Origin of the sequence: Mumia sp. ZJ1417 (genome assembly GCF_014127285.1) — a bacterium.
Taxonomy (GTDB): Bacteria; Actinomycetota; Actinomycetes; order Propionibacteriales; family Nocardioidaceae; genus Mumia.
Genome location: NZ_CP059901.1, coordinates 3,392,105 through 3,406,111, shown reverse-complemented (window position 1 = coordinate 3,406,111; position 14,007 = coordinate 3,392,105). Strand labels below are relative to the sequence as shown.

Genomic DNA, 14,007 nt, shown 5'->3' with positions numbered 1-14,007 from the left:
CAGCTCCTCAATAGTCGACGCGGGCGCCGTGGGCCAGCCACGCGTCGAACGGTGCTGACGCGCGCGGCGTACGCAGGGACCTCACCGGCTGCGGCCAGGACTCCCGGGGAGAGGAGAGGAGCGCGTAGAGCGCGCTGTCGTCGAAGCCGGCGCGCTCGGCGTCGTGACGATCGGCGGCGTAGTAGACCGCGGCCACCCGTGCCCACATCGACGCCGCGAGGCACATCGGACACGGCTCGCACGAGCAGTAGAGGACGGCGCCTCGCAGCGAGAACGTCGCGAGCTCCGCGCACGCTCTGCGGATCGCGACGATCTCGGCGTGCGCGGTCGGGTCGTGGGTCGACGTCACCTGGTTGACGCCGAGACTCACCAGGGTCCCTTCCGCCACGACGAGGGCAGCGAACGGACCGCCGCCCGCCGCCACGTTGTCGCCTGCGAGACGCACGGCGCGCTCGAGGTACGCGAGGTGCGCGTCGGTCGAGGTCTCGCTCATCGTGGCTCCCTCCGTGCGTGCGGACGGTATCCCCAGACTGCCCCTCGCGAGTCCGGAATGGGGAGATCATGACGTTTCCGTCCGTTCAGCCGCTGGGCCATCTTGAAGGCGGCAGGTAATCTGGCAGCAACCAGGTGAGGCAGGTCTCGCACCCCGATTTGGCATTGCGGGGTCCGGTCTGTCAGACTTGGGAAGTTGCTCCGGCGCGTCCGGCTGTTCTCCCGTGTGGAGAGCGGTGGTCGCGCCTGGTTTTGGGAAGAGCAGGCACACCCTTCACGGGTGGGCGGCGGCCCGAGGCCCAACCATCCAACTCCAGAGGTGTGACGGACTCGCGCGCTTTGTGCCCGCGACACGCCCGACCTCGGGGGTCGGAGGGGAGCGACCGCTCTTCCTCGAGCCCGAGGTGGAGAGACCGAGGCAGTACGAAGAGAAGGACGAAGCGAGAGCATGGCGGGACAGAAGATCCGCATCAGGCTCAAGGCCTATGACCACGAGGTGATTGACACCTCGGCGCGCAAGATCGTCGACACCGTCACGCGTACGGGTGCCACGGTCGCTGGCCCGGTGCCTCTGCCGACGGAAAAGAACGTCTACTGCGTCATTCGTTCGCCGCACAAGTACAAGGACAGCCGCGAACACTTCGAGATGCGCACCCACAAGCGCCTCATCGACATCATCGACCCCACGCCGAAGACCGTCGACTCGCTGATGCGTCTCGACCTCCCCGCCGGCGTGGACATCGAGATCAAGCTCTGAGGGACGATCGGATGAGCAACCAGAAGGCACCCGTCGGGCTGCTCGGGCGCAAGCTCGGCATGACCCAGACGTGGGACGAGAACAACCGCGTGGTCCCCGTGACCGTGATCGCTGCCGACACCAACGTCGTGACGCAGATCCGCACACAGGAGACCGACGGCTACACGGCCGTCCAGATCGGCTTCGGCGAGATCGACCCGCGCAAGGTGAACAAGCCCCAGACCGGACACTTCGGCAAGGCCAACGTCACCCCGCGTCGTCACCTCGCCGAGATCCGCACCGAGGCCATCGCCGACTACGAGATCGGCCAGGCTGTCAGCCCGGAGATCTTCGCTGCCGGCGACTTCGTCGACGTCACCGGTACGAGCAAGGGCAAGGGCTTCGCCGGTGTCATGAAGCGTCACGGCTTCTCCGGCGTCGGCGCCTCGCACGGCGCACACCGCAACCACCGCAAGCCGGGTTCGATCGGCGGCTGCGCCACGCCGGGCCGTGTGTTCAAGGGCCTGCGCATGGCCGGCCACATGGGCACCGACCGCGTGACCGCGCAGAGCCTCACGGTCCACGCCGTCGATGCCGACAAGGGCATCATCCTTATCAAGGGTGCGGTTCCCGGCCCCAAGGGCGGCATCGTGATGATCCGCACCGGCGCCAAGAAGGGAGCCGTCAAGTGACCGCGAACCTCATCGACGTCGACCTGCCGAAGGACGTCTTCGACGCCCAGGTCAACATCCCGCTGATCCACCAGGTCGTCGTCGCCCAGCTCGCTGCCGCGCGCCAGGGCACCCACGACACCAAGACTCGCGCCGAGGTTGCCGGCGGCGGCCGCAAGCCGTACCGCCAGAAGGGCACCGGCCGCGCTCGTCAGGGCTCGATCCGCGCACCTCAGTTCACCGGTGGTGGCGTGGTGCACGGCCCGACGCCGCGCAGCTACGACCAGCGCACCCCCAAGAAGATGAAGGCCGCCGCTCTGCGTGGCGCCCTCTCCGACCGGGTCCGCAACGGCCGCCTCCACGTGGTCGAGTCTCTCGTCACCGGCGACGCGCCGTCGACGAAGACGGCGCTGGCCACGCTCCGCGAGATCACCGGGCGTCCGCGCACGCTGGTCGTCGTCGAGCGCACCGACCAGGTCACGGTCAAGAGCCTGCGCAACGTGGCGGGCACGCACCTGATCGAGCTGGCTCAGCTCAACACGTACGACGTCCTGCTCAGCGACGACGTGGTCTTCACCAAGGCCGCGTTCGACGCCTTCGTGGCGCTGCGCTCCAGCGGCGACGCCGAGACGATCAAGCTGAGCGAGGCCGCTACCGCCAAGGACGGTGACAAGTGAGCACGCTGCAGAAGGACCCGCGCGACGTCCTGATCGCGCCGGTCGTGAGCGAGAAGAGCTACGGGCTCCTCGACGAGAACAAGTACACGTTCATCGTCCGGCCCGACGCCAACAAGACCGAGATCAAGATCGCCGTCGAGAAGGTTTTCGGTGTCACGGTCACCGCGGTGAACACCCAGAACCGCAAGGGCAAGACGCGCCGTACGCGCTTCGGCACCGGCAAGCGTGCCGACGTCAAGCGCGCCATCGTGAGCGTCGCCCCGGGCCAGAGCATCGACATCTTCGCTGCGCCGGGCGCCTGAACGAACGAGGACTGAGTACGCATGGCAATTCGTAAGTACAAGCCGACCACCCCGGGCCGTCGTGGCTCCTCGGTGGCCGACTTCAGCGAGATCACGCGAACGACCCCTGAGAAGTCCCTGACGCGTCCGCTGCCCAAGAAGGGCGGTCGCAACAACCAGGGCCGGATCACCACCCGTCACCAGGGCGGCGGTCACAAGCGCGCGTACCGCATCATCGACTTCAAGCGGTACGACAAGGACGGCGTGCCGGCGAAGGTCGCGCACATCGAGTACGACCCCAACCGCACGGCGCGCATCGCGCTGCTGCACTACGCGGACGGCGAGAAGCGCTACATCATCGCGCCGGAGGGTCTGAAGCAGGGCATGACCGTCGAGGCCGGTCCCGGCGCCGACATCAAGCCCGGCAACAACCTGCCGCTGCGCAACATCCCCGTCGGCACCACGATCCACGCGATCGAGCTCCGTCCCGGTGGCGGTGCCAAGATGGGCCGCTCGGCCGGCGCCAAGGTCCAGCTGGTCGCTCGTGAGGGCAACCGCGCGCAGCTGCGTCTGCCCTCGGGCGAGATGCGCTACGTCGACGTCCGCTGCCGCGCCAGCGTTGGAGAGGTCGGCAACGCCGAGCAGTCCAACATCAACTGGGGCAAGGCAGGCCGCAACCGCTGGAAGGGCAAGCGCCCGACCGTCCGCGGTGTGGCGATGAACCCGATCGACCACCCGCACGGTGGTGGCGAGGGCAAGACCTCGGGTGGACGTCACCCGGTGTCGCCGTGGGGCCAGCCCGAGGGCCGCACCCGCAAGAAGAAGGCCAGCGACAAGCTGATCGTCCGTCGCCGCAAGTCCGGAAAGCGCTGAGGAAGAGCCTGACATGCCACGCAGTTTGAAGAAGGGGCCGTTCGTCGACGACCACCTGATGAAGAAGGTCGAGACTCAGAACGAGGCCGACACGCACACCGTCATCAAGACGTGGTCGCGCCGCTCGATGATCCTCCCGTCCTTCATCGGTCACACCATCGCCGTTCACGACGGGCGTAAGCACGTGCCGGTGTTCGTCACCGATGCGATGGTCGGCCACAAGCTGGGCGAGTTCGCACCGACACGCACCTTCCGCGGACACGTCAAGGACGACCGAAAGAGCCGCCGCCGCTGACGCGGGCGACAACCAAGGGAAGAGTTCAGATGAGCACATTGGAGCGTAAGGGCCTCAGCGCCCGACGCGAGAGCCTGCTCGGCGACGAGCCCGGTACTTTCGCGGTCGCACGCTTCGTCCGCGTCACGCCGCAGAAGGCACGCCGGGTCGTCGACCTGGTCCGCGGCCTCGACGTGGATGAGGCGCTGGCACTGCTGCAGTTCGCGCCGCAGGCCGCAGCGACCAACGTCTACAAGCTGGTGGCGAGCGCCGTCGCCAACGCCGAGACCACTGAAGGTCTCGACCGTTCGACGCTGATCATCTCGGCCGCACGTGTCGACGAGGGCCCGACGATGAAGCGCTGGCGTCCGCGTGCGCGTGGTGCGGCCAACCGCATCCTCAAGCGCACCAGCCACATCACCGTCGTCGTGCAGCCGCGTGACGCGGTGGCGCAGAGTCGTACACGTAAGGCCAACAAGAAGGGTGGGAACCGCTAGTGGGACAGAAGATCAACCCGCACGGCTTCCGTCTCGGGATCTCCACCGATCACAAGAGCCGCTGGTACGCCGACAAGCTCTACAAGAGCTATGTCGGTGAGGACATCAAGATCCGTCGCCTGCTCACCAAGGGCATGGATCGCGCCGGCATCAGCCGCGTCGAGATCGAGCGCACCCGCGACCGCGTCCGTGTGGACATCCACACCGCGCGTCCGGGCATCGTCATCGGTCGCCGTGGCGCCGAGGCCGACCGCATCCGTGGCGATCTCGAGAAGCTGACGGGCAAGCAGATCCAGCTCAACATCCTCGAGGTCAAGAACCCCGAGCTCGATGCGCAGCTGGTGGCCCAGGGCGTCGCCGAGCAGCTCGCCGGCCGCGTGCAGTTCCGCCGCGCGATGCGCAAGGCACTGCAGACGACGATGCGCGCGGGCGCCAAGGGTGTTCGCATCCAGTGCTCCGGCCGTCTCGGCGGTGCGGAGATGTCGCGCTCGGAGTTCTACCGCGAGGGTCGTGTGCCGCTGCACACGCTGCGCGCCGACGTCGACTACGGCTTCTACGAGGCCAGGACAACCTTCGGCCGCATCGGTGTGAAGGTCTGGATCTACAAGGGCGAGGTCGCCGGCACCCGTGCCGAGCGCGAGGCTCAGGCCGCCGCCCGCGCCGCCGCCCCCGGTGGGCGTCAGCGTCCGAGCCGTGGCGGCGCTCGCCGTCCGGCGCGTGACGGGCAGCGCGGAGAGCGTCCCGCACGTCAGCAGGAGCAGGCCGCTGAGCCGGCTCCCGCCAGCAGTGAGGCTGCTGCCGCCCCGGCGGACGCAGCGAACGGAACGGAGAGCTGAACCATGCTGATCCCGCGTAGGGTCAAGCACCGCAAGCAGCACCACCCCAAGCGTCGTGGTGCCGCCAAGGGCGGTACGTCGCTGGCGTTCGGTGACTTCGGCATCCAGGCGGTCGAGGGTCACTATGTGACCAACCGCCAGATCGAGTCCGCGCGTATCGCGATGACCCGTCACATCAAGCGTGGCGGCAAGGTGTGGATCAACATCTACCCCGACCGTCCGCTGACCAAGAAGCCTGCCGAGACCCGCATGGGCTCCGGCAAGGGTTCGCCGGAGTGGTGGATCGCCAACGTGAAGCCCGGCCGAGTGATGTTCGAGCTTTCGGGCGTCTCGGAGCCGGTGGCGCGTGAGGCGCTGCGGCGTGCGATCCACAAGCTCCCGATGAAGTGCAAGATCGTGACCCGCGAGGCAGGTGAACTCTGATGGCGAACGTCACCACCGCCGCCGACCTCCGCTCGCTGAGCGCGGAGGACTTGGCCGACAAGCTGCGTGAGGCCAAGGAAGAGCTGTTCAACCTTCGCTTCCAGGCCGCGACCGGCCAGCTCGAGAACAACGCGCGGCTGCGTACGGTGCGCAAGGATATCGCGCGCATCTACACCGTCGTCCGTGAGCGCGAGCTCGGCATCATCGAAAGTGAAGAGGCATGAGCACCAACAACACCACCGGCGAGCGTAACCGCCGCAAGGTGCGCGAGGGCCTCGTCGTCAGCGACAAGATGGACAAGACCGTCGTCGTGAGCGTCGAGGACCGCGTCAAGCACGCTCTGTACGGCAAGGTTTTGCGCCGTACGAGCAAGCTCAAGGCGCACGACGAGGCCAACGAGGCCGGCATCGGAGATCGCGTGCTGATTGCGGAGACCCGTCCGCTGTCCTCGACCAAGCGCTGGCGCCTCGTCGAGATCCTCGAGAAGGCCAAGTAACCACTCGTTCCGTCAGGCTCACGGAGACCCCGTGAGAACCGGCGAGACAACAGGAGAGAACCGATGATCCAGCAGGAGTCGCGACTCAAGGTCGCCGACAACACCGGTGCAAAGGAGATCCTCTGCATCCGCGTGCTCGGCGGTTCCGGTCGTCGATACGCAGGGATCGGCGACACCATCGTCGCCACCGTCAAGGACGCGATCCCGGGCGGGAACGTCAAGAAGGGCGACGTCGTCAAGGCCGTCGTCGTCCGCACCGCGAAGGAGCGCCGTCGTCCGGACGGCTCCTACATCCGGTTCGACGAGAACGCCGCAGTCATCTTGAAGAATGATGGTGAGCCCCGTGGCACGCGCATCTTCGGCCCCGTGGGCCGTGAGCTGCGCGACAAGCGGTTCATGCGCATCATCTCGCTCGCCCCGGAGGTGCTGTGATGACTGTTAAGAAGAGCCTGAACATCAAGAAGGGTGACCACGTCCGCGTGCTGTCCGGCAAGGACCGCGGCGTCGAGGGCAAGGTCATCGCGGTGAACCCCGAGACCGAGCGCGTCATCGTCGAGGGCGTGAACCGGATCAAGCGCCACCAGAAGGCGCTGCAGCCGGGCACGACCAGCTCGATCATCACCAAGGAGGCTCCGATCCACGTCTCGAACGTGGCGCTCCTGGTGGAGGTCGACGGCGAGAAGGTCCCCACCCGCGTCGGCTTCCGTCGTGACGACGTCACCAAGAAGCGTGCCGACGGCTCGACCTACACGGCGCAGCGCAGCGTGCGCGTCGCCAAGCGCACCGGAGAGGAGATCTGATGACCGCCGAGACCGCAGAGAAGGTCATGCCGCGCGTCAAGACGCGTTACCGCGAGGAGATCCTCCCGGCGCTGCGTGAGGAGTTCTCGTTCGAGAACGTCATGCAGGTCCCGGGCATGACCAAGATCGTCGTCAACATGGGCGTCGGCGAGGCAGCTCGCGACTCGAAGCTCATCGAGGGCGCGATCCGCGATCTGGCCGCGATCACCGGTCAGAAGCCTCAGGTCACCCGGGCGCGCAAGTCGATCGCGCAGTTCAAGCTGCGCGAGGGCATGCCGATCGGTGCGCACGTGACGCTGCGCGGCGACCGTATGTGGGAGTTCCTCGACCGTCTGCTGACGATCGCCCTCCCGCGTATCCGCGACTTCCGCGGGCTCTCGCCGAAGCAGTTCGACGGGCGCGGCAACTACACGTTCGGTCTCACGGAGCAGGTCATGTTCCACGAGATCGATCAGGACAAGATCGACCGTACGCGTGGCATGGACATCACCATCGTCACCACGGCGACCAACGACGAGGAGGGGCGCGCGCTCCTCACCAAGCTCGGCTTCCCCTTCAAGGAGAACTGACAATGGCGAAGACCTCGCTCAAGGTGAAGGCTGCGCGCAAGCCGAAGTACGCCGTGCGCGCCTATACCCGCTGCCAGCGCTGTGGCCGTCCGAAGTCCGTCTACCGCAAGTTCGGCCTGTGCCGGATCTGCCTGCGGACCATGGCTCACCGCGGTGAGCTCCCGGGCGTCACGAAGAGCTCCTGGTAATCCCGACTCGACCCTGAACGCCGCAGGTCCGGACCGTAGGTACGGAAACCGTGGCAGGAAAGTGGAAACACACTCATGACGATGACTGATCCGATCGCGGACATGCTGACGCGTGTCCGCAACGGCAACCAGGCGTTCCACGACGAGGTGAGCATGCCCTACAGCAAGCTCAAGGCCGGCGTCGCGGACATCCTGAAGCAAGAGGGCTACATCACGGGCTACACCGTGGCAGAGCCGGCCGAGGGCGAGGTGGGCAAGACGCTCACCGTCACCCTCAAGTACGGCCAGCACCGCGAGCGTGCGATCGCCGGCATCCGCCGCATCAGCAAGCCGGGCCTGCGCGTGTACGCGAAGTCGAACAACCTGCCGAAGGTGCTCGGAGGCCTGGGCGTGGCGATTATCTCCACGAGCCAGGGCCTCCTCACCGACAAGCAGGCCAAGTACAAGCGCGTGGGCGGCGAAGTCCTCGCGTACGTCTGGTGACGGGAGGAGAAAACACATGTCACGTATTGGCAAGCAGCCGGTGACGGTTCCTTCCGGTGTCGACATCGCGATCGACGGCCAGGTCGTCACGGTCAAGGGTCCCAAGGGCTCGTTGTCGCACACCGTGGCCGCACCGATCACCGCTAACAAGGGTGAGGACGGCGCGATCTCGGTCGAGCGTCCGAACGACGAGCGTCAGAACCGCTCGCTCCACGGCCTGACGCGCACGCTGATCAACAACATGGTGATCGGTGTGACGCAGGGCTACGAGAAGAAGCTCGAGCTGGTGGGCGTCGGCTACCGCGTCCTGGCGAAGGGCCCGGCCGCGATCGAGCTCAGCCTCGGCTTCAGCCACCCGGTGCCGTTCGAGGCTCCGGAGGGCGTGACCTTCACGGTCGAGTCGCCGACAAAGCTCACCGTGGCGGGCATCGACAAGCAGCAGGTCGGCGAGGTTGCGGCCAACATCCGCAAGCTGCGCAAGCCCGAGCCGTACAAGGGCAAGGGCGTGCGTTACGCCGGCGAGCAGGTTCGCCGCAAGGCCGGGAAGGCTGGTAAGTAATGGCTATCGCTCTCAAGCACCGCAAGCACGAGGCTGCGCGTATCGCGGGGCGTCGTCGCCGCCAGGTCCGTGGCCGCAAGCGGGTCTCCGGGACGCAGGAACGTCCCCGCCTGGTGATCACGCGGTCGAGCCGTCACATCGTCGCTCAGGTCGTCAACGACCTCGAGGGTCGTACGCTTGCATCGGCATCGTCGATGGAGGTCGATCTGCGCACGCTCGACGGTGACAAGACCGCCAAGGCCCGTCGCGTCGGTGAGCTGATCGCCGATCGCGCGAAGGTCGCCGGGGTCGAGTCCGTCGTGTTCGACCGCGCAGGGAACAAGTACCAGGGGCGCGTTGCCGCCCTGGCCGAGGGCGCCCGCGAGGGCGGCCTGGCCTTCTAGGCCAGACGAGAGAAGAGGACAGTCGAATGAGCGGAGCCCAGCGCCGCAGTGGCGGCGGGGACCGTCGGGGTCGCGGTCGCGACTCGGCGGACAAGACCGCATACATCGAGAAGGTCGTCGGCATCAACCGCGTGGCCAAGGTCGTCAAGGGCGGACGTCGGTTCAGCTTCACGGCCCTGGTCGTCGTCGGTGACGGCGACGGCATGGTCGGCGTCGGTTACGGCAAGGCCAAGGAGGTGCCGACCGCCATCCAAAAGGGTGTCGAGGAGGCGAAGAAGTCCTTCTTCCGCGTGCCGCGCATCCAGGGCACCATCCCGCACCCGGTGCAGGGTGAGAAGGCCGCCGGCGTGGTCATGCTGCGCCCGGCCGCACCTGGTACCGGTGTGATCGCGGGTGGCCCGGTTCGCGCCGTGCTCGAGGCCGCCGGCATCCACGACGTGCTGAGCAAGTCGCTCGGCTCGTCCAACGCGATCAACATCGTGCACGCAACCATCCAGGCGCTGCGGGAGCTCGAGTCGCCCCAGGACGTGGCAGACCGCCGCGGCCTGCCGGTCGAGCACGTCACGCCGGCTGCGCTGCTCAAGTCCAGCAAGGAGCCTACGCAGGCTCCGGCTCAGGCGGGTGCGTGATGGCCAAGCTGCAGGTGACCCAGGTGCGCTCGGCCATCGGGCGCAAGCAGAACCAGCGAGAGACCCTGCGCACGCTCGGTCTCAAGCGCATCGGCGACGTCGTCGTCAAGGAGGACCGTCCCGAGATCCGCGGGATGATCGCGACGGTTCCTCATCTCGTCGACGTCAAGACTGTGGACTGAGGGGAGGAACTGACATGACGCTCAAGCTGCATCACCTCCGCCCCGCACCGGGTGCGAAGACCGCCAAGACCCGTGTGGGTCGTGGTGAGGGAAGCAAGGGCAAGACCGCGGGCCGCGGCACCAAGGGCACGAGTGCCCGCTACCAGGTGCCGGTCGGCTTCGAGGGCGGCCAGGTCCCGATCCACATGCGCCTCCCGAAGCTCGGCGGCTTCAAGAGCCCGTTCAAGGTGGAGTACCAGGTCGTGAACCTGACCCGCCTCGGCGAGCTCTTCCCTGAAGGTGGCACCGTCGACGTGGCCGCACTGGTCGCGAAGGGTGCGGTCCGCAAGGGCCAGCCCGTCAAGGTGCTGGGGAACGGCGAGATCTCGGTCGCGGTCCAGGTGACCGCGAACAAGTTCTCGGCCTCTGCCAAGAGCAAAATCGAAGCGGCCGGCGGCTCGACCACCGAGCTCTGACCTCTCTTCGACATGAGACATGGCGGTCTCTGACAGCTGCTTCCCAGGTGGCTGTTAGAGTCGCCATGTTTCGCTTCACCCCATACCGCACACACGCACGGGACACCGTCGCCGCTGTCCATAGGAGGACCCGGTGCTCAGCGCCTTCGCCAACGCGTTCAAGACGCCTGATCTACGTAAGAAGATCTTGTTCGTCTTGTTCATCCTCGTGCTGTTCCGGATGGGCTCCATGCTTCCGGCCCCCGGCGTCAACGTGGAGAACGTCCAGTTCTGCCTCAACGCCGCGACATCCGGTGAGAACGCGAACAGTCTGTTCAACCTTCTCAACGTCTTCTCCGGCGGTGCACTGCTCCAGCTGACGATCTTCGCGCTCGGCATCATGCCGTACATCACCGCGAGCATCATCCTCCAGCTGCTCACCGTCGTGATCCCACGCCTGGAGGCCCTCAAGAAGGAGGGCCAGGCGGGTCAGACGAAGATCACGCAGTACACCCGCTACCTGACGCTCGGCCTCGCCGTCCTCCAGGGCGCCGGCATCGTGGCGATGGCACGCTCGGGTGCCCTCTTCGGCAACCAGTGCCAGCGTGACCTCCTGCACGACACCGACTCCGTCGCCCTCTTCCTGCTCATCGTCCTGACGATGGTGGCCGGCACCGCGATGATCATGTGGTTCGGCGAGCTCATCACCGACCGCGGCGTCGGCAACGGCATGTCGCTGCTGATCTTCACGCAGATCGTTGCCACGTTCCCCGGCACCATGTGGCTCATCAAGGAGCAGAAGGGCTGGGGCGTCTTCGCCATCGTCGTCGGCGTCGGCCTCGCGGTCGTCGCGGCCGTCATCTTCATCGAGCAGGCGCAGCGCCGTATCCCGGTGCAGTACGCCCGCCGCATGGTGGGCCGCAAGATGTTCGGCGGCTCCTCGACCTACATCCCGTTGAAGGTCAACCAGGCCGGCGTCATCCCGGTCATCTTCGCCTCCAGCCTCCTCTACCTGCCTGCGCTCGCCGCGCAGTTCAACCAGGGCAAGGGCTGGGCCAACTGGATCAACGAGAACTTCGTCCAGGGCGACCACCCTGTCTACATGCTCACCTTCTTCCTGCTGATCGTCTTCTTCACGTACTTCTACGTGTCGATCACGTTCAACCCGAAGGAGGTCGCCGACAACATGAAGAAGTACGGCGGCTTCATCCCCGGCATCCGCGCGGGGCGTCCGACGGAGCAGTACCTCGGGTACGTGCTCTCGCGCATCACCTTCCCCGGTTCGCTGTACCTCGGTCTGGTGGCGCTCATCCCGCTGCTGGCCTTCATGCTGGTCGACGCCAATCAGAACTTCCCGTTCGGCGGTACGACGCTCCTCATCATCGTGGGCGTCGGCCTCGACACGGTGAAGCAGATTGAGAGCCAGCTGCAGCAGCGCAACTACGAAGGGTTCCTCAAGTGACGCGACTCCTGTTCATGGGTCCCCCGGGTGCTGGCAAGGGCACCCAGGCGACTCTGCTCGCCGAGAAGCTCGGCATCCCGCACATCTCCACCGGAGACATCTTCCGTGCCAACGTCTCGCAGGGGACCGAGCTCGGTGTGCTGGCGAAGAGCTACATGGACAAGGGTGAGTACGTCCCGGACGAGATCACCAACGCGATGGTTCGCGACCGTCTGAGCCAGGAGGACGCCCGTCGAGGGTTCCTGCTCGACGGCTATCCGCGCACGGTCGACCAGGTGGACACCTTCGACGGGATCCTCGACGACCTCGGCGAGCAGCTCGATGCCGTCGTGGAGCTGGTGGTGGACCGTGAGGAGCTCATCGCGCGGCTGCTGAAGCGTGCCGAGACCTCAGGGCGTACCGACGACACCGAAGAGGTCATCCGTCACCGCCAGGAGGTCTACGAGCGGACCACGCCCCTGCTCGCGGTCTACGCCGACCGCGGGCTGCTCGTGAAGGTCGATGGGATCGGCGAGGTCGACGACATCCAGGGTCGGATCCTCGACGCCCTGCCTCAGGCGTGCTGACGCGCCGATGGGCGTGTTGTTCGATGGGGTGCGTACGTTGATGGGGCGCGTCCTCTGATGGGGATCTTCGGCAGCGGGCTCGAGATCAAGAAGCCCGATCAGGTTGCCGTGATGCGGCGGGCCGGTGTGATCGTCGGCGAGACGCTCGAGCTCCTCAGAGAGTCGGTGCGCGCCGGCATGACGACCGCCGACCTCGACGCCATCGCAGAGGAGCACATCCGCAGCCGCGGCGCCGTGCCCAACTTCAAGGGCTACCACGGATTCCCTGCGACCATCTGCACCTCCGTCAACGACGAGGTCGTGCACGGCATCCCGGGCGAGCGGGTGATCGCGGAGGGTGACCTCGTGTCGATCGACTGCGGCTGCGTGCTTGACGGGTGGCACTCCGACGCGGCGATCACGGTCGCGGTGGGGGAGATCAGCGAGAGTCGCCGCGAGCTGGTCCGCGTGTGCGAGGAATCGCTGTGGCGCGGCATCGCGGCCGCACACCTCGGCGGCAGGGTCAGCGACATCGGTCACGGCGTCGAGTCGTACGTGCGGTCGCACCCGGGCGGTGAGTCCTACGGGATCGTCGAGGACTACGTCGGCCACGGGATCGGCTCCGCCATGCACATGCCACCCAACGTCCCCAACTTCGGCGCACCGGGTCACGGTCCCAAGCTCGTGAAGGGCCTTGTCCTCGCGGTCGAGCCGATGATCACCGAGGGCACGATCGAGACGACGACGCTCGAGGACGACTGGACGGTCGTCACCGACGACGGGGGCTGGTCGGCGCACTTCGAGCACACCTTCACGCTCACAGACGCCGGCGCGTGGGTGCTCACCGCGCTCGACGGGGGCCGTGCGCGGCTCGCCGAGCTTGGTGTTCCGTATGGCGGGCCTGCCGAGGACTGAGACGCCCGACCGCCGGATTTGTCCCTTGGTTGCCGCGCACCGTACTATGGACAGTCGGCCGGAGTGTGCATGTCTGCATGCCTTCGGCCGGTCCGAGAGACGTACGACAGATTGCGGAGGACATGGCCAAGAAGGAAGGCGTCATCGAGCTCGAGGGCTCGGTTATCGAAGCCCTGCCGAACGCGATGTTCCGAGTGGAGCTGACCAACGGCCACAAGGTTCTTGCGCACATCAGCGGCAAGATGCGCCAGCATTACATCCGGATCCTCCCTGAGGACCGTGTGGTGGTGGAGCTGTCCCCGTACGACCTCACCCGAGGTCGGATCGTCTACCGGTACAAGTGACCCTGACCGTACGAGATAAGAGAGCTCGATGAAGGTTCAACCGAGCGTCAAGCCGATCTGCGAGAAGTGCAAGGTCATCCGTCGCCATGGCCGAGTCATGGTGATCTGTGAGAACCCGCGCCACAAGCAGCGGCAGGGCTGACCAGCCCGCACCCAGCAACGTGATCGCTCACCGCGTCGAGACTGACGAGGTGCTTCCCCTGGAACGAAGGCCAGGGCCCGGCTGAGGCAGCCGGGATGCGTCACGCCACACACCTT

The 14,007-nt window shown here is 66.6% G+C and carries 27 protein-coding genes; 26 read left to right on the top strand and 1 reads right to left on the bottom strand.

The window, feature by feature from the left end:
* Nucleotides 1-7: 7 nt before the first annotated feature.
* Nucleotides 8-493 carry a nucleoside deaminase gene (locus tag H4N58_RS16590; protein ID WP_167251630.1) on the bottom strand — a complete coding sequence of 162 codons (486 nt, stop codon included), beginning with the start codon at nt 491-493 and terminating at the stop codon, nt 8-10.
* Between the two features lie 447 nt (nt 494-940).
* Between H4N58_RS16590 and rpsJ the strand changes: the two genes are divergently transcribed.
* The 26 genes from rpsJ (at nt 941) to rpmJ (ending at nt 13,891) form a co-directional block, all read left to right on the top strand.
* Nucleotides 941-1,249 (top strand): 30S ribosomal protein S10, encoded by a 309-nt coding sequence (rpsJ, locus tag H4N58_RS16585; protein WP_039345402.1) that lies wholly within the window; start codon nt 941-943, stop codon nt 1,247-1,249.
* An 11-nt stretch (nt 1,250-1,260) separates the two neighbouring features.
* Nucleotides 1,261-1,920 carry a 50S ribosomal protein L3 gene (rplC, locus tag H4N58_RS16580; RefSeq protein WP_167005695.1) on the top strand — a complete coding sequence of 220 codons (660 nt, stop codon included), beginning with the start codon at nt 1,261-1,263 and terminating at the stop codon, nt 1,918-1,920.
* Nucleotides 1,917-2,576: a 50S ribosomal protein L4 gene (gene rplD, locus H4N58_RS16575; protein ID WP_167005693.1), complete on the top strand. Its 660-nt coding sequence runs from the start codon at nt 1,917-1,919 to the stop codon at nt 2,574-2,576. The genes rplC and rplD overlap by 4 nt, the downstream gene beginning before the upstream one ends.
* On the top strand, nt 2,573-2,878 hold the full coding sequence (gene rplW, locus H4N58_RS16570) for a 50S ribosomal protein L23 (RefSeq protein WP_139087787.1): 306 nt from the start codon (nt 2,573-2,575) through the stop codon (nt 2,876-2,878). The genes rplD and rplW overlap by 4 nt, the downstream gene beginning before the upstream one ends.
* Before the next feature lie 21 nt (nt 2,879-2,899).
* Entirely contained in the window at nt 2,900-3,730 is an 831-nt protein-coding gene (gene rplB / locus H4N58_RS16565) for a 50S ribosomal protein L2 (RefSeq protein WP_167005692.1), read from the top strand.
* A 13-nt stretch (nt 3,731-3,743) separates the two neighbouring features.
* The gene (gene rpsS, locus H4N58_RS16560) at nt 3,744-4,025 is read left to right on the top strand and encodes a 30S ribosomal protein S19 (protein WP_167005689.1); all 282 of its coding nucleotides are present in this window, start codon (nt 3,744-3,746) and stop codon (nt 4,023-4,025) included.
* A 29-nt stretch (nt 4,026-4,054) separates the two neighbouring features.
* Nucleotides 4,055-4,501, top strand: coding sequence for a 50S ribosomal protein L22 (gene rplV / locus H4N58_RS16555; protein ID WP_167005685.1), 447 nt, complete (start codon nt 4,055-4,057; stop codon nt 4,499-4,501).
* Entirely contained in the window at nt 4,501-5,337 is an 837-nt protein-coding gene (rpsC, locus tag H4N58_RS16550; RefSeq protein WP_167005682.1) for a 30S ribosomal protein S3, read from the top strand. Before rplV ends, rpsC begins: the two co-directional genes overlap by 1 nt.
* A 3-nt stretch (nt 5,338-5,340) precedes the next feature.
* Complete coding sequence (gene rplP / locus H4N58_RS16545; RefSeq protein ID WP_167005679.1) at nt 5,341-5,760, top strand: 50S ribosomal protein L16; 420 nt, start codon at nt 5,341-5,343, stop codon at nt 5,758-5,760.
* The gene (gene rpmC / locus H4N58_RS16540) at nt 5,760-5,984 is read left to right on the top strand and encodes a 50S ribosomal protein L29 (RefSeq protein WP_139087793.1); all 225 of its coding nucleotides are present in this window, start codon (nt 5,760-5,762) and stop codon (nt 5,982-5,984) included. The genes rplP and rpmC overlap by 1 nt, the downstream gene beginning before the upstream one ends.
* Nucleotides 5,981-6,256 carry a 30S ribosomal protein S17 gene (gene rpsQ, locus H4N58_RS16535; protein WP_167005675.1) on the top strand — a complete coding sequence of 92 codons (276 nt, stop codon included), beginning with the start codon at nt 5,981-5,983 and terminating at the stop codon, nt 6,254-6,256. Before rpmC ends, rpsQ begins: the two co-directional genes overlap by 4 nt.
* 63 nt (nt 6,257-6,319) lie before the next feature.
* The gene (gene rplN / locus H4N58_RS16530) at nt 6,320-6,688 is read left to right on the top strand and encodes a 50S ribosomal protein L14 (protein ID WP_139087795.1); all 369 of its coding nucleotides are present in this window, start codon (nt 6,320-6,322) and stop codon (nt 6,686-6,688) included.
* Nucleotides 6,688-7,056 carry a 50S ribosomal protein L24 gene (rplX, locus tag H4N58_RS16525; protein WP_208322436.1) on the top strand — a complete coding sequence of 123 codons (369 nt, stop codon included), beginning with the start codon at nt 6,688-6,690 and terminating at the stop codon, nt 7,054-7,056. The genes rplN and rplX overlap by 1 nt, the downstream gene beginning before the upstream one ends.
* Nucleotides 7,056-7,625: a 50S ribosomal protein L5 gene (rplE, locus tag H4N58_RS16520; protein ID WP_167005672.1), complete on the top strand. Its 570-nt coding sequence runs from the start codon at nt 7,056-7,058 to the stop codon at nt 7,623-7,625. Before rplX ends, rplE begins: the two co-directional genes overlap by 1 nt.
* A gap of 2 nt (nt 7,626-7,627) precedes the next feature.
* Entirely contained in the window at nt 7,628-7,813 is a 186-nt protein-coding gene (locus H4N58_RS16515) for a type Z 30S ribosomal protein S14 (protein ID WP_139087798.1), read from the top strand.
* 75 nt (nt 7,814-7,888) lie between these two features.
* A complete protein-coding gene (gene rpsH / locus H4N58_RS16510) occupies nt 7,889-8,296 on the top strand; it encodes a 30S ribosomal protein S8 (protein ID WP_167005669.1) in 408 nt (135 codons plus the stop codon).
* 16 nt (nt 8,297-8,312) lie between these two features.
* The gene (gene rplF, locus H4N58_RS16505; protein ID WP_167005666.1) at nt 8,313-8,855 is read left to right on the top strand and encodes a 50S ribosomal protein L6; all 543 of its coding nucleotides are present in this window, start codon (nt 8,313-8,315) and stop codon (nt 8,853-8,855) included.
* On the top strand, nt 8,855-9,238 hold the full coding sequence (gene rplR, locus H4N58_RS16500) for a 50S ribosomal protein L18 (RefSeq protein WP_167005663.1): 384 nt from the start codon (nt 8,855-8,857) through the stop codon (nt 9,236-9,238). The genes rplF and rplR overlap by 1 nt, the downstream gene beginning before the upstream one ends.
* A 26-nt stretch (nt 9,239-9,264) precedes the next feature.
* A complete protein-coding gene (gene rpsE, locus H4N58_RS16495) occupies nt 9,265-9,867 on the top strand; it encodes a 30S ribosomal protein S5 (protein WP_167005660.1) in 603 nt (200 codons plus the stop codon).
* Nucleotides 9,867-10,049: a 50S ribosomal protein L30 gene (gene rpmD / locus H4N58_RS16490; protein ID WP_167005657.1), complete on the top strand. Its 183-nt coding sequence runs from the start codon at nt 9,867-9,869 to the stop codon at nt 10,047-10,049. The genes rpsE and rpmD overlap by 1 nt, the downstream gene beginning before the upstream one ends.
* Before the next feature lie 14 nt (nt 10,050-10,063).
* Entirely contained in the window at nt 10,064-10,504 is a 441-nt protein-coding gene (rplO, locus tag H4N58_RS16485; protein ID WP_167251632.1) for a 50S ribosomal protein L15, read from the top strand.
* Between the two features lie 133 nt (nt 10,505-10,637).
* Nucleotides 10,638-11,945 carry a preprotein translocase subunit SecY gene (gene secY, locus H4N58_RS16480; protein WP_167005651.1) on the top strand — a complete coding sequence of 436 codons (1,308 nt, stop codon included), beginning with the start codon at nt 10,638-10,640 and terminating at the stop codon, nt 11,943-11,945.
* Nucleotides 11,942-12,511: an adenylate kinase gene (locus H4N58_RS16475; protein ID WP_255490667.1), complete on the top strand. Its 570-nt coding sequence runs from the start codon at nt 11,942-11,944 to the stop codon at nt 12,509-12,511. Before secY ends, H4N58_RS16475 begins: the two co-directional genes overlap by 4 nt.
* A gap of 57 nt (nt 12,512-12,568) precedes the next feature.
* A complete protein-coding gene (gene map / locus H4N58_RS16470) occupies nt 12,569-13,405 on the top strand; it encodes a type I methionyl aminopeptidase (RefSeq protein WP_167251634.1) in 837 nt (278 codons plus the stop codon).
* Between the two features lie 122 nt (nt 13,406-13,527).
* Complete coding sequence (gene infA, locus H4N58_RS16465) at nt 13,528-13,749, top strand: translation initiation factor IF-1 (RefSeq protein WP_167005645.1); 222 nt, start codon at nt 13,528-13,530, stop codon at nt 13,747-13,749.
* Between the two features lie 28 nt (nt 13,750-13,777).
* The gene (gene rpmJ / locus H4N58_RS16460; protein WP_167005642.1) at nt 13,778-13,891 is read left to right on the top strand and encodes a 50S ribosomal protein L36; all 114 of its coding nucleotides are present in this window, start codon (nt 13,778-13,780) and stop codon (nt 13,889-13,891) included.
* Nucleotides 13,892-14,007: the final 116 nt, after the last annotated feature.

Coding starts and splice junctions, on each gene's coding strand:
- rplB (WP_167005692.1), top strand. CDS start 2,900: ATGGCAATTCGTAAGTACAAGCCGACCACCCCGGGCCGTCGTGGCTCC.
- rpmD (WP_167005657.1), top strand. CDS start 9,867: ATGGCCAAGCTGCAGGTGACCCAGGTGCGCTCGGCCATCGGGCGCAAG.
- rplN (WP_139087795.1), top strand. CDS start 6,320: ATGATCCAGCAGGAGTCGCGACTCAAGGTCGCCGACAACACCGGTGCA.
- rpsH (WP_167005669.1), top strand. CDS start 7,889: ATGACGATGACTGATCCGATCGCGGACATGCTGACGCGTGTCCGCAAC.
- rplX (WP_208322436.1), top strand. CDS start 6,688: ATGACTGTTAAGAAGAGCCTGAACATCAAGAAGGGTGACCACGTCCGC.
- rpmJ (WP_167005642.1), top strand. CDS start 13,778: ATGAAGGTTCAACCGAGCGTCAAGCCGATCTGCGAGAAGTGCAAGGTC.
- rplE (WP_167005672.1), top strand. CDS start 7,056: ATGACCGCCGAGACCGCAGAGAAGGTCATGCCGCGCGTCAAGACGCGT.
- infA (WP_167005645.1), top strand. CDS start 13,528: ATGGCCAAGAAGGAAGGCGTCATCGAGCTCGAGGGCTCGGTTATCGAA.
- rplV (WP_167005685.1), top strand. CDS start 4,055: ATGAGCACATTGGAGCGTAAGGGCCTCAGCGCCCGACGCGAGAGCCTG.
- rplF (WP_167005666.1), top strand. CDS start 8,313: ATGTCACGTATTGGCAAGCAGCCGGTGACGGTTCCTTCCGGTGTCGAC.
- rpsE (WP_167005660.1), top strand. CDS start 9,265: ATGAGCGGAGCCCAGCGCCGCAGTGGCGGCGGGGACCGTCGGGGTCGC.
- rpsJ (WP_039345402.1), top strand. CDS start 941: ATGGCGGGACAGAAGATCCGCATCAGGCTCAAGGCCTATGACCACGAG.
- rpsS (WP_167005689.1), top strand. CDS start 3,744: ATGCCACGCAGTTTGAAGAAGGGGCCGTTCGTCGACGACCACCTGATG.
- map (WP_167251634.1), top strand. CDS start 12,569: ATGGGGATCTTCGGCAGCGGGCTCGAGATCAAGAAGCCCGATCAGGTT.
- rplO (WP_167251632.1), top strand. CDS start 10,064: ATGACGCTCAAGCTGCATCACCTCCGCCCCGCACCGGGTGCGAAGACC.
- H4N58_RS16590 (WP_167251630.1), bottom strand. CDS start 493: ATGAGCGAGACCTCGACCGACGCGCACCTCGCGTACCTCGAGCGCGCC.
- rplC (WP_167005695.1), top strand. CDS start 1,261: ATGAGCAACCAGAAGGCACCCGTCGGGCTGCTCGGGCGCAAGCTCGGC.
- rplP (WP_167005679.1), top strand. CDS start 5,341: ATGCTGATCCCGCGTAGGGTCAAGCACCGCAAGCAGCACCACCCCAAG.
- rpmC (WP_139087793.1), top strand. CDS start 5,760: ATGGCGAACGTCACCACCGCCGCCGACCTCCGCTCGCTGAGCGCGGAG.
- H4N58_RS16515 (WP_139087798.1), top strand. CDS start 7,628: ATGGCGAAGACCTCGCTCAAGGTGAAGGCTGCGCGCAAGCCGAAGTAC.
- rplR (WP_167005663.1), top strand. CDS start 8,855: ATGGCTATCGCTCTCAAGCACCGCAAGCACGAGGCTGCGCGTATCGCG.
- rpsQ (WP_167005675.1), top strand. CDS start 5,981: ATGAGCACCAACAACACCACCGGCGAGCGTAACCGCCGCAAGGTGCGC.